Consider the following 14,097-nt stretch of genomic DNA (forward strand, 5'->3'; position numbering starts at 1 on the left):
CGCGGAATATACTTACTGGGAAACTAATCTTGGTCAGCATTAGCCATTTCTAACCCGCATAAGAAAAGTTTATAAATAGCCTATTTGATGAGCGTCATTTTATTAGTAAAAACCCCTTCGTTTGTTTTCAAACGTACGAAATAGGAACCACTGGAAAGTCCGCCAGCATCCCATTTTATGCGGTGGAATCCTGCATCAAATCGTCGGTTGGCCAGCTCAGCAACTTCACGCCCGAGAACATCATATACTTGTAATTCGATTGGACTTTCGACAGGAACAGCAAATCGAATGGTGGTAGATGGGTTGAAGGGATTTGGAAAGTTATGATAGAGTTCAAATTTCTCTGGGAGATCTCCGGCATCTGCTCCGGGATCAATAAGAAGCAGGAAACGTGGGTCTTCGTTTGATGATTTTGCTTTTCCCTTTTGGGTTTCGTTAATCAACCTGAAATTCTCTATTGTATTAGCCTGAAATATTTTTCCGGCGCTTTGATTCAGGTCGAATTCATACGATTCTGTTTCCCTGATATTGACAGATTTGTTGAGTTCGGTGTCTTCCAGTGTTAAGGTCCATTCTGAAGGTATATCTCCGAATTCAGGCCATGAAATGGTGTAATTTCCGTTCAGTGGTCTTCCTTCTTTAAATCCTCCAACATGAATAGGAACAGTTATTTCTGTTCCAAACTTTTGGGACAGATTATTGATAGAAAGCTCAGTGCCATTGTTTAGTGTAGAATAGAATTCAAGGAAAGTTGCCGAATTGAATGGCAACAGGCGATAAGCATCCCGAATATCTTTTCCGTTACTGCCTTCGGGATGAAGCGTGATGTACATCTCTTTGGTCAGCGTATCAGCCGCAAGCTTAAAACCGATGGACGCCGGGTTTTGATTGCTTTTTCCAGCGAAAGTTCCTCCCGTAGTTTTGGTATTTTGATCTACAGAAAGTGTTGGAGAGGGATTCGCTTTCACCCAAAATGCCTGGAATGGCTTAATCTTTCCATCTTCAAGAGAACCTGAAATTCCATTCCAGTCCAGATATTCTCCGGTTTGGGGATCCCAAACATAGATCACATTATCCATATTCGTTTTCGTCCAGTTACCATCATCCCAGTCGATAGTTGCTGCAAATGGATTCCCGATGAGATTCCAGCCGGTGTCGGCATCAGCGGTATAGGTAACCGGAAAGGTGAAGCTTGTTCCGTTTCCGTCATGTTCCCGTCCTTCGATATCGAGCGTCAGAGGAAGTCCGGTGTTATAGCGGGGATCGGCATCAATATCCCCGAAGAAGTACACAAAATATCCACGTCCGGCAGTTACTTTATCGTTAGCATCGTTGGGAGCTCGCCAGCGATCGTTATCGGTGGAACTAAGTGGATTGCCATCATTATCCTGTTCATCGCTTTCTGCATCGGTTTCATCATACCAAAGCACATTAGGTTGAAGGGAGTCGGCTGGAGCATTTCCAAGGGATGAATTCGGATAGCCCTGTGTGACGGTCTTGTCCAGGAAATCAGCAAAAGTGGTATCAAGTGGAGCTGAAAGCATTCGCCAACCCTGTGTGGCATTTATGCCCCGGCGCATCCGTAACGTACCATTATTATAGCTGATATTTGAGGCAATCAGACTTTTTCCGGAACTGATGATAAGCGGCCCATTTTCAAGCGTGAGGTTGCCGCCAATGATGATGTCCTCAAACGTTTGAACTCCATTTGGGTTATTAATGATTGCATTTTGCATTTCACTGAGCGTGGATACCTGCTGCGGAGATAATCCTGAAAAATCCGTTTCGCCGGGACGAATTCCAAAAATCACGGTTCCTTCACTGGCATCAATGTTTCCGAGATCGAGATTTCCACGAAGTACGATGGCGTTATCGTTCAGAATAAAATTTCCATCTCCGGTGATATTTTGTTGAACATCCAGCGTGTCGTTAATTCCGGTTGTCATCTCAAAAGTAAAACCTGAAGCGATGTCAAGCACATTCACATCAATCAGTTGATTTCCGGATACCGCAGCCACATCATTTTGAATAATGAGCTCCTGAGCCAGAAAGTTGGGCGTGGAAATATTTTGTGGGGCTGAACCGTCAAAGGTTACAGAAGTGCCCGTGGTACGGGCAAGAAAGCTGGAAATAGTGGTATTTCCTTCCACATTAATTTCGGTATTATCTCCGGATGAAAAGGAACCTGAGCCAATAAAATTACCGTCGATATCAATCCCGGTATTATCTTCAATATCCAGGATTCCATTGATCTCTACATTTCCGGAAACTGAAATCGCATTTCCACCAAATAAAGTGAGCGAAACGCCGCTTTCAATTAGCAAACTTCCAATATCAATATTCAAATCCAGAATAGGAGGATCGGGACCGCTTGGGATGATCACAAAATCGTCAGACGTTGGGACGCCTGAAGTCCAGTTTCCGGGTTTGGTCCAGTCAGTTCTGTTGGCAGGCGGACCACCAGCTCCACCAGTCCAGGTGTTGGGGACTACGATATCAACGGTGTCGCGATCAGTGATTGTGGTTGGCAAGCTCCCAAAAGTTCCGATCAACTCAATAAGCTCTACCGTGGTAGTTGGCGTTAATGTGGCTGTATAATTTGAAGGATTCGGATTCCAGGTTACTGATGAAAGTGAAGCATCTGCGTTTCCATCGGGAGAGGGATTATCATTCTGTTCGATCTGAGAGACGCTGAGTCCAACCGGTTGTTCCGTTAACACCCGGTTACCAAATTCATCCCGCAAAATAATGGTTATTAAAGAAGTAGTACTCCCTTCATTCTGAAGCACTTTGGGGTTGGCGACAACGGCTGAATTAGCTGCATCCGGGGTACCGGCGACAACCACAAATTCTTCACTCACTCCATTTATTTCAAAAAGATCATCGGCGGTTACGGTGAGCGTTACACTTGTATCGGCTTCTGTTAATGTGATGCTGTGCCCGCTCAAAAACCCACCCGAAAGAGTTGCGGATGCTCCTGAAGAGATCACGGAAGAAGAGGAGATGGTTACATTTCCATTGAAGTCCACCACCCGGTTCCCGGAAGCATCGAGCGCTTCAATATCAATATTGAAAGGAGTGCCGGCGGTTTGGGTATCGGGTTCAGAGGCTGTTTCGGGAAGGGTAATTACGAAGCTTTCGACACCTCCGGGAACGAAATCTACCGTGGCATTATCAGTGATGGAATTGGAATTCACGGTACCGGTGATGGTAGCCAGATCGTTTGCATCGCTGGAGGATGTTAGCGTTGAAGTATAGGTTCCATCATTTTGATCGGTGGCTGTTGTCGTTGTTCCTCCGCCGGACAAGGTTCCTGCATCAGTGGTCAATGCTACTGTTTCGCCTCCGCTTAGTACGTTATTTCCGAATTCATCTTTTAGCTGCACGGTGATGTCTGAAGTGCTGTTTCCATCGGCTACGATTTCTGTGGGATTTGCAGTGATTTGTGAAACGGCTACATCAAAATTAGTCGGCGTTACATTAAACTCATTACTTTGCCCGGTTCGATTTACGGCTTCGTTTTCTGCAAAAATCCGGGAGAGACCTGAAGTTGTTAAAGTAATTGAAGTATCCAATTCACCATTCACAAAGTTATCGGTAGTCAGGGCAGGTACATCACTTCCATTGACTTGAATATCAGAATTTGATGTGAGCCGAAGGGTATCGGTGAAGCTGGTGAATACATCTCCATTTCCATCCAGCGCCCGAATTCGGATGTCAAACGATTGTCCGGCTTCCTGCTCGCCAATGTCGGTTTCGCTCAGGTTTTGAATAACAAAATTGGCAAGGTCATCAGAACTAATGATTTCAAAATTAGCACTGGTTACAGGAGCATTAATTCCGGTAAAAGAAGCATCGAAACTTGCGGTCCCAATGGTAGCGTTATTTGAAAGATTGAGGTTGGCAAAAGTCACAACACCGCTGGCATCCGTATCCGCGGATAGGGTAGAACTGTTCTTCCAGTAACTTTCATTGCTGATGGAAACTGTTACAACGCTATCCACTGCATTGCCGAAATCGTCAAGTAGCTGCAATTCTACGGCAGGTTCAATAGTGCCATTCTGAGCCGTATTGGTGGGTTGCTGGACATAATTCAGGTCAACGGCTTGGTTGTGATCTACCGAGATAGAATTTGTGGTGAGGGTATTTAGTCCGCTGCTGGTAATTTCAAGAGTGATATTGTTGGCAACGTCGGCTGAGAGCCCGCTAAAAGTGATCACGCCGTTGCTGGCTGTTTGCGTCAAAGTGCCCGAGAGAGAACCATCTCCACTGCCAATGTCAATTGTAGCCTGAGTAGAACTGTTAGTAGTAACGAGGTTGCCGAATTGATCTTCCAGGTGAACAACGAGATCATTCGAAAAGGCTTCTCCGGCTGTAGCAGAGGAGGGAGGCTGCGTTTGGATGGTCATTTGATCTGCCTCTCTGGGTAATACCGTAATTTCCTGGGATGGCGTTACGGTTACATCAGCCAAAAAAGCCTGAATTTTTGCAGCACCTGTTTGTTGGGATGAAAATACTGCACTTCTCAGGTCAGTAGCGGCACTTATTCCGGCTTGGGTTACAGAACCTGTGATATCAATAAGACTCCAGTCCGATTCGTTTGATAGTGCAATATTCTCTACAAAATTTCCGCCTACGTCCCTGGCTACCGAATAAACCGTAAGTTGATTGCCTGCCAGAATATCCTGCTGTTGCACTATTTGCCCGGAACCATCGGGCTGTGTTTCTACCAGAACTTCTGCAGGACTCCCGGCCACTTTGCTCAGATCTCCATAATTGAGATCAGGTCCAGTAGTTCCTTCATTTGTAATGGTAGCTACGTCCGGTACATTGGTATCAGCTGGACGAAGTTGCAATCCCTGAATATCCAGTCGACCAGGGCCTTTACCGCGACCTTTTGTTTCACTTTCACTATCTACAGTAAAAACGGCTTCCTGCGTATTATTGAACCCACTGAAACTGACATCTAAATCGGTATTGTTTGCTCCCGAAGCTTCGATAGTAAGTGTGAGGTCACCGGCGGTCAGAGAAGTATTCCATTCATAACCACCCGGTAGAGTAAGAATGATATCCTGGCCTTGTTCCAGTTGTCCAGCTCCGGTTTCACGAATGGTAGGTCCGTCTATGGTAACATATCCACCAGTTATAGTAGAATCTATAGAAATCTCGGTAGCACCGGATGCTTTTATTACATCCTGGGCGTTAATCTGCGATATAAATCCTGCAGAAACCAGAATAAAAAGAAATGAAGATAGTATCCTTCGTAACCCTTTCATGTATTTTTTCGCTACTCCTAAAAGTGGTAATATTTTATCAGCTGAATTCCACTCTAATGTTATCCTTCCAACTACTATAATAATGAATAATTAATCGATAAGGTTCTCAAGAATCAAATTTAATTGGAAGGCAGCTTCTCAGAAAAGAATGGGGGAAAATTAGTTTATTTAACCAAAATCATCTTTTTGGTTGTCACCGCTTCGTTGGTCATCAGGCGATAGAGGTACACTCCGCTGGAGAGATTTCCGGCATACCAGGTGTATATGTGATTTCCGGCAGGGAGTTCTTCGTTAACCAGAGTAGTTACTTCACGCCCCAGCATGTCAAATATGGTGAGAACGGTGTAGCTTTGGATCGGGAGTTCAAAACTGATATTTGTGGTAGGATTGAATGGATTTGGGTAATTCTGGTGCAAGGTGTAATCCTGGGGCAAACCGATGGCATCTTCACCAGGGGAAATCAACAAAGTGAACCGTGGAGATCGGGATGTATTTTCGGAGGCTATTTTTGGTTTGCTGCCGAAACTCAAATTAGGTGCAACAAAATTCTTTGAACCTTTTTGAGTGAACCGGTACTGCTGATTGTTAGAAATACTGACTTTCGCTTTTGTTTGATTATCAATTAGCTGAATAGTCCAGCCAGCGGGGATGTTCTTCTGTTCTTCAAGATTTAAAGTAAGTTCTTTGTCTGCTGAATAGCCATTTTCAAAAGCATCAATGTAGATTGGGATTTCAATGGTTTTGCCAAAACGACGCGGTAAATTATTGATGGCAAACCGCATCCCGTTTTGGGCAATAGAGCTCATTTCCAGATAGGAGAATATTCCCGGAGGGGGAACAAGTCGATAGGCATCAAAGGTGTCTTTACCAAGATTGGCTTCCTCAGAAAACATAAAATGTGTGGAAGCTTCCAATTCACCAGAAGAAAGTTTTAGGGAAATTACCGGATGCTCTGTTTTAGAATTGGTTCGCTTGCCAGTATAGGTACCGCCAAATGTTTTAGCTTCTTTAAAGACTTCAAGCTCGGGGTTTTCTGCGTTTGCTTTCACCCAAAAGCCCTGGAAAGGAGCGATCAAGCCCTGACTAGAAAGATCTCCGGCTGAACCATTCCAGGTTTTGAAATTGCTGGTGGCCGGATCCCAAACATAAATCGTATTGTCGATGTTGGTTTTGGTCCAGTTAGAATTATCATCCCAGTCTATGCTTGCAGCAAAAGGATTACCAATCAGATTCCAACCAGAATCAGCATCGGCCGTGTAGGTAACTCCAAAATCCAGTTTGCTTCCGTCGCCTTCATTTTCCTGTCCCTGAACCGTTAACGTAAGTGGGAGTGGAAATTGATCGTTATACAGTGGGTCGGCATCAATATCTCCAAAAATATAGGTGTAGAGTCCCAATCCGGCGGGTACAGTATTGGTAGCATTTTGCGGAGCTCTCCAGCGTTGATTGTCGGTAGCGGGACCGCCATCAACATTTGTGGCATAGGTTTCATCGTAATATAAAACGTTGGGTTGAAGCGTATCGCCGGGATTTGAGCCCGTACTGTAGAAAGCCCCGGGATAGCCCTGTGTGATAGTGCTGTCAAGAAGATCTTCATAATTGCTGGAAAGAGGAGAGGAAAGCAATCGCCAACCATTGGATCCTGAAATAGTGCGCTCCAGAATTAAATCTCCATTCGAAATAGTTTTTGAATTGGCAATAAGGTTATTTCCTGACGAGATGATGAAAGATCCATTGGTCAAAGTGAGTGTGCCAGAAACTTCCAGGTTATTTGTGGCTATCACGTTATTCACGTTATCGATATCAAGGCTATTTACTTCGCTGGGCAATCCTGAGCCTGTAATTTGGGCTGATAAGGCGTTGTAGGTATAAGAACCCTGATCGCTAAAAATTCGGGTTGTGGTTTGAATATTTCCGGTGGCTCCCGATGAAGAAATACCCTCGGCAGAACCAATAATGATTTTTCCGGTTGAGACTTCAAAAGTTCCAGCGCCTCCGATAACTTTAGTTCCAAGGTTCATCACTCCGCCAGAACCAATAATTAACTTTGAAGATGAAGCTACAGAAACGGCTGTTAAATTTACTATGGTCACACCAGAAACTACGGAAACGGTATGTCCAGCTCCTACAATCACAGTAGAATTTGGGGTATTGGTTGGATTTTTGGTTGCTGCTGCTCCGGCATGGCTGACCGTTGACCACGTTGAATTTACACTCCAGTTTCCATTTTGCCGGCTATAAAAGGTGATGGGACCTTGCTTGGTAAATCTTTTAATGTGATTTACCGATAAATCACCACCGTCCACACTTTCCAGGTTATTCATGATAATGCGGTATTCTGCATTTTCCTGAATAGTGCCGATCGAAAGCGTAACCTGACGACTATCTCCACCGGTGTTAAGCGTTGCACTATTTACGGTGATGGGAGCCGAATTACTAACTCTTTCTATGACATAGTTAGCAGCATTTTCGGCAAGACTTTCCACCATCGCTTTGTTAAAGGTGATAACCACAGAAGTCAAATTGGGGGCTGTCGCAGTGACCGCAAAGGGGGCAGGGCTTTGTACGTTCTCAGCGCCATCACCATTTACCTCTCCCTGAATATCAAGCTTGTCATCATCCTGAACATTTACACTTCCGCCTTCATTAACAGTCAGGTTGCCTTCCACAATAATTACGTTTTCTGTATCACCGTCAGTTTGAAAGGTAGCTCCGGAATCAACAACCACATCGTTAAAAGTTAGATCATTGCCGTTGGTGGTGATGGTTTGGGTACTGTCTCCGCTGAAGGTAACGGTACTGGAATCTGCCTGAAAACTGCTGCCGCCGGTTACTTCAAAATCTCCGGATAGGTTCAGATTTCCGCCGCCAAGTGTCATGGAACCACCGCTGGTAACCGAAGCATTTCCGGCCACATTAATGGTACCATTATCAACAAATAAATTACCGTTGCTTGAGAAATCGGCATCGCCATTGATGTTAACGGTGGCATTCTGCACGTAAAAGAATCCCGAGCTTTGCACCTGTACATTATTGTTTATCTCCACTGTTCCTGACCCCAGATAAGCATAACCGTTGCCCTCAACATCCAAGGTTGAATTAAACACTAAATTGCCCGTATCCAGAAAAAGCTCACCGTTGCTCTTAACTTCCGCAGGTCCGTCAAATGTGGCAGTACCGTCATCGCCATTAAAATCTCCATTAATGATGGTAGTACCATCTACGGTAAGAGAAGCGGTTTCCAGATTAAATATAGAACTTTGACCGACGGTTAAATTTCCTGAAACATTGATGGTTCCGGAGCCGGCATCAAAGCGCTTGTTGGAGCTGTTGATGGTTAAATTAGCATTGAAGGTTGCCGTTCCGCTTCCAGCTGAAAAGCCTGGCTGCGTGGTGGTATTTCCTCCGTTTATGGCAAAGTTGGCATTGGTTGTAAAACTACCGCTGGTCATTTCAATGTAGCGGTTTACATTCGATCCCCAGTTTAGCGAAGTCCCCGTATGATTAACTGAGCCACCATCAATGTGAAGTGAACCGCCATCTCCATCAAATCTCATTTGATTGGTGATGGTAAGCGACCCTCCTGATTCAACAGTCAGAAAAGTAACACCAGGTCCGGGCCAGTAACTTCCGAACTGAATATTTGCAACAGTTGCGGATGTACTCAGAATTGGTTTGTTGGAAAAGTTCGTGATAACAGCTGTATAGCCGGCAGCGGGAACCCCATTGCTCCAGTTGGCTGCATTATTCCAATCACTGCTTACCGATCCGGTCCAGTTTGTAGTTTGGGCCATAGTATGGCTTCCTGAAAGCAGGAAGACCAAAAGCAAAAGTAGATTTATATAGGATTTTAATTTTTTCAATTCTGAGATTCTTTTTTGCTCTCCTAACATTTAGTCTAAAATAACCATTAGCAGCCATCTTACGGAGTTAATAATCGTTAATTAACAGACTCTAATACTACTTCTTGCCACTTCTTAAAAGTAAATTTAAACAACATCAAAAACTCATTCATACCTGAAAAATTGCTCGGGTTACAAGAAGATATCTGACTTCATATTCATAAAAATAAAAGGTAGCTTTCAACAGATTTTATAGGTAAACATTGGATTTTCCATTTACATCTTAAGTGAAATAGACAGTTTCAGACCAAAACAATAAAACTGCACATGAAAGGCATTATTTTAGCAGGCGGAACCGGTTCAAGATTGTTCCCCCTTACGAAAGTTACCAACAAACACTTACTTCCCGTGGGCGACAAACCCATGATTTATCATCCCATTGAAAAGCTGACGGAAGTGGGCATCGAGGAAATTCTGATTGTTACAGGTACCGAACATATGGGAGCAGTGGTAAACCTGCTTGGTTCGGGAAAAGATTTTGGCTGCCGGTTCACATACAAAGTTCAGGATGAAGCTGGTGGAATTGCTCAGGCGCTTGGACTTGCCGAAAACTTCGCCGGAGATGAACCAATGGTGGTAATTCTTGGGGATAACATATTCCAGATGTCACTGAAAAAAGCCATGGATAATTACGATGGAACAGGCGCTCAGATTTTGATCAAAGAAGTTCCGGATCCCAAACGATATGGTGTTGCAGAATTGGATGGCGAAAAAGTGTTATCCATTGAAGAGAAGCCTGAGAAACCCAAATCTAATTATGCGGTAACCGGTATTTATTTTTATGATTCGGATGTGTTTGAATGCATCAAAACGCTGAAACCATCAGGCCGGGGCGAGTTGGAAATCACAGACGTCAATAACTTCTACATCCAACAGGGAAAAATGGTGAGCTCTGAGATGGAAGGCTGGTGGACCGATGCCGGAACGCCTGAATCGTACCGGGTGGCAAACGAATTAGTGCGGGGATGATGTATGCGGATTTTGGTTACAGGTGGAAACGGTCAGCTTGGCAGTGAATGGGTTTATTTTTTAAATAAGCAAGCCGTTGAATTTATTGCTCTTCCTTCATCCGATTTTGATCTGACTGACCATCCGGATGCTCGCCGCGTATTGGGAAATTTGAAGCCCGATCTCATCATAAACTGTGCAGCCTATACCAAAGTGGATCAGGCTGAAGAGGAACGTGAAAAAGCTTTTGCGGTAAATGCAGATGGAGTGAAAAACCTTGCAGATTATTGTGCCGAAAAGAACATCAAACTCATTCATTATTCTACGGATTATGTGTTTCCGGGAGATTTGAAAGATCGAGAACAATTTCCCGGTGGATACCCTGAAAATCACCCCACAAATCCCATTAATGTGTATGGCGAAAGCAAACGGCAAGGAGAGTTGTACCTGGAAAATTCGGGGTGTGATTTTTTGTTAATCCGCGTCTCCTGGCTTTGCGGTCGGTTTGGAAATAACTTCGTCAAAACGATGCTTAAACTTGGGGAAGAAAGAGACGTACTTAAAGTGGTAAGCGATCAGTTTGGAAGCCCAACTTTTGCCCATAACGTGGTTGAAAATACCTGGAAGCTCATTCAGGAAAAGGAATCCGGAATATTTCATCTTAGTTCAACGGGAGAGACCTCCTGGTACGAATTTGCAAAGGAAATCTTTAGTCAGCAGGGAATTGAGGTAGGGGTAAAAGCCGTGGATAGTTCGGAATTTCCTACGAAAGCAAAGCGTCCGGCTTTTTCCCTGTTAAGTACTCAGAAAATTGCTAACATTCCCGGCGTTTTGCTAATAAACTGGAAAGAAGGACTCAAAACTATGTTGGCTGACATACAAAAATGAATATTTCAGACACACGAATACCGGCGGTTAAGCTTATAGAACCCAGAGTTTTTGAAGACGACCGCGGCTATTTTTATGAAGCTTTTCGAGAATCGGTTTTTGAGGAAGCCGGAATGGATGTGCATTTTTTGCAGGATAATGTCTCAAAATCCTACCAAAACACCATTCGTGGCTTGCATTACCAAATCCAAAATCCGCAAGCAAAATTGGTACAGTGCTTAAAAGGCACCATCCTTGATGTAGCCGTAGATCTTCGCAAAAATTCTCCCTCATTTGGAAATTATGTGGCTTTTAAACTTTCCGATGACACCAAGCGGATGTTATTTATTCCCGAAGGATTTGCCCACGGATTTTCGGTGCTTTCGGATGAAGCCATCATTTCCTACAAATGCTCCGATTATTACAATCCCGATGGAGAACGAGGGGTGAGATGGGACGATCCCGACATCAGAATTAACTGGGATGTTGAACGTCCGATACTATCTGAAAAAGACCGAAAATTACCATTACTGTCATCCATAACCGAAGAAGATTTATTCTAACATGCGAATTATTGTAACAGGCGGAGCCGGATTTATTGGCTCAAATCTCATCTTAAGACTTCACGAAAAACACCCCGATTGGGAAATTTTTAATATCGATAAGCTGACGTATGCTTCGGATCAATCATACCTGAAATCTCTCAAAGATTCCGGCCGCTATTATTTCAAAAAAGTGGATTTAGTGAACCGTGATGAAGTCCATGATGTAGTGCAAACATTCAAACCCGAAGGAGTAATTCACCTTGCGGCAGAATCGCACGTGGATAATTCTATTCAGGGACCGGAGCCGTTTATTCAGTCCAACATTGTAGGAACATTCAATCTTCTGGAAGAATGTCGCCTGCTGTGGAAAGACGATGAAGAAGCCTGGAAAAACAATCGCTTTCTGCACGTTTCAACAGATGAGGTATATGGCGAACTTGAAGAAGAAGGGGGCTTTTTTAGTGAAGAAACTCCTTACGCTCCGAATTCACCATATTCTGCCTCAAAAGCCAGCAGTGATTTTATCGTGCGTTCCTACTTTCAAACCTATGGAATGAATGTCGTGACTACGAATTGTTCGAATAATTACGGACCCCATCAGCATGATGAAAAATTGATTCCGGTAGTGATTCGAAATGCCATTAACCACAATGAGATACCGGTGTATGGGAAAGGCGAAAATGTTCGGGATTGGCTGTTCGTCCATAATCATTGCGATGCGCTGGAAGTTGCGTTTCAAAAAGGAAAATCCGGCGAAACCTACGTGATTGGTGGAAACAACGAATGGAAAAATATCGATCTGGTTCGCAAAATCTGTGATATACTGAATGAAGAAGTAGGAGAGGGACCGGATGGAGATTACAAAAATCTCATTACTTTTGTGACCGACCGACTGGGACACGATTTTCGTTATGCCATTGATGCTTCAAAAATAAAAAATGAATTGGGATGGGAAGCCTCCCAGGATTTTGACGGAATGCTGCGCCAAACAATTTTGTGGTACGTGGACAAGTATCATTCAAAATAATGAATGTTGAATTTTAAATGATTCTTTAACTCAACATTCATCATTTCAGACAATCTCGTTCCACATGCTCTGTGTTGGAACGCGCATCAGTAAATTTTTAAATCTAAAGCGAATACAATGAGCGATAGACAATATTGGTTAATGAAATCGGAACCGGATGATTACAGCATAGACGACCTGGAGAAAGACGGGGAAACTCCCTGGACGGGCGTCAGAAATTATGGGGCACGTAATTTTATGCGGGATGATATGAATCCCGGCGATGGCGTGCTGTTCTATCATTCCAATATCTCTACACCGGTTATTGTTGGGACGATGGAAGTTTCAAGCGAAGCTTACCCTGATCCGCTTCAGTTCAATCCGGATTCAAAGTATTTTGATGAAAAAAGTACCGAAAGCGACCCTCGCTGGCAGTTAGTGGATGTGAAATTCGTTCAGAAATTCGACAACCCTGTCACCAGAGATGCCATGAAAGAAGAAGCTGCTCTTGACGATATGGAACTCTTTCGCCTTGGGAGATACTCCATCACTCCGGTTCGGGAAAGTGAATGGAAAAAAATTCATGAAATGGCCGGAGCCGAAGTTAAATAATCATTTTTTTGTGGATTTATGGATGCAAGCTGAACCGCTTGTGTCCTTTTTATTTTTATGCAGGTAACAAACACCATGATCCGTAAATCAATCTATTCCATATGCGGAATGCTGGTAGTTTTATATCTGGGTGTTTGCATCTACTTTTACACCATACAAGAATCCATCATCTTCAATCCTCGGTATTTGTCAGAAGACGCCCGCTACGAGTATTCTTTTGATTTCAAAGAACGTTGGTTTGAACCGGCTCCCGAAGTTCGAATTCATGCCATTCATGCTTTTACGGAATCCGATTCTGTTAAAGGCCTGGTGATGTACCTGCATGGAAACCGAGGCTCAAACCGAACCAATTCCGATAAGTATACGCTGTTTCTGAACAACGGCTATGATATGATCTACCCGGATTATCGTATCTATGGTAAAAGTCGGGGAGAGCTGGAAAATGAAGAAGATTTAGTGGGGGATATTAAATTTGTGTTCCGGCAAATGGCCGAGGAATATGGGGAAAAGAACATAGTAATTGTTGGGTATTCGCTGGGGTCAGGAATAGCCGCCCAGGTGGCCAAAGATTTTGATCCCAAGAAGCTGATTCTTTGGACTCCATTTTATAGCCTGGTTGATGTAAAGGACAGTCAGTTTCCCTTTCTGCCCGATGCTCTCATGAATTATACGCTCCGAACCAATGAAGCCTTGCCACAACTCGAAGAACCGGTTCATATATTTTATGCCGGTGCGGATGAAGTACTACCGGTGGAGCGTTCTCTTAAATTAACGGAATACCTGAAAGCAGGAGATTCTTACGAAGTAATTGAAGGACAGAGACACGGGTGGATCTATCGGCACCCTGAACTTCAGAAGGGTTTACAGAAAATTCTGAGGTAGTTAACTGTAAAAGACATAGAGTTTTCGCAAAGTACGTTATTTTATTCTTCACGTAAATG

Annotated in this window: 8 protein-coding genes; 6 read left to right on the top strand and 2 right to left on the bottom strand. The window is 43.7% G+C overall.

Annotated features, from left to right (window positions below; genetic code table 11):
* Positions 1-80 precede the first annotated feature (80 nt).
* Positions 81-5,276, bottom strand: a complete 5,196-nt coding sequence (locus B151_RS0102700; RefSeq protein ID WP_020402057.1) for an invasin domain 3-containing protein — start codon at positions 5,274-5,276, stop codon at positions 81-83.
* Positions 5,277-5,440: 164 nt separating this feature from the next.
* Entirely contained in the window at positions 5,441-9,139 is a 3,699-nt protein-coding gene (locus B151_RS19305; protein WP_169332176.1) for a T9SS type A sorting domain-containing protein, read from the bottom strand.
* A gap of 306 nt (positions 9,140-9,445) precedes the next feature.
* On the opposite strand from B151_RS19305, the gene B151_RS0102710 reads away from it, so the two are divergent.
* From B151_RS0102710 to B151_RS0102735, 6 genes are all read left to right on the top strand, one after another.
* Complete coding sequence (locus B151_RS0102710; protein WP_020402059.1) at positions 9,446-10,147, top strand: sugar phosphate nucleotidyltransferase; 702 nt, start codon at positions 9,446-9,448, stop codon at positions 10,145-10,147.
* A 3-nt stretch (positions 10,148-10,150) separates the two neighbouring features.
* Positions 10,151-11,014, top strand: a complete 864-nt coding sequence (gene rfbD / locus B151_RS0102715) for a dTDP-4-dehydrorhamnose reductase (protein WP_020402060.1) — start codon at positions 10,151-10,153, stop codon at positions 11,012-11,014.
* Positions 11,011-11,556 carry a dTDP-4-dehydrorhamnose 3,5-epimerase gene (gene rfbC / locus B151_RS0102720; RefSeq protein ID WP_020402061.1) on the top strand — a complete coding sequence of 182 codons (546 nt, stop codon included), beginning with the start codon at positions 11,011-11,013 and terminating at the stop codon, positions 11,554-11,556. The genes rfbD and rfbC overlap by 4 nt, the downstream gene beginning before the upstream one ends.
* Before the next feature lies 1 nt (position 11,557).
* Positions 11,558-12,565 (top strand): dTDP-glucose 4,6-dehydratase, encoded by a 1,008-nt coding sequence (gene rfbB, locus B151_RS0102725; RefSeq protein WP_020402062.1) that lies wholly within the window; start codon positions 11,558-11,560, stop codon positions 12,563-12,565.
* Between the two features lie 117 nt (positions 12,566-12,682).
* Positions 12,683-13,156, top strand: coding sequence for an EVE domain-containing protein (locus B151_RS0102730; RefSeq protein ID WP_040516399.1), 474 nt, complete (start codon positions 12,683-12,685; stop codon positions 13,154-13,156).
* Between the two features lie 75 nt (positions 13,157-13,231).
* The gene (locus B151_RS0102735) at positions 13,232-14,038 is read left to right on the top strand and encodes an alpha/beta hydrolase (RefSeq protein ID WP_020402064.1); all 807 of its coding nucleotides are present in this window, start codon (positions 13,232-13,234) and stop codon (positions 14,036-14,038) included.
* The last annotated feature ends 59 nt before the right edge of the window (positions 14,039-14,097 follow it).

The sequence above is a fragment of the Gracilimonas tropica DSM 19535 genome, from assembly GCF_000375425.1.
GTDB lineage: Bacteria > Bacteroidota > Rhodothermia > Balneolales > Balneolaceae > Gracilimonas > Gracilimonas tropica.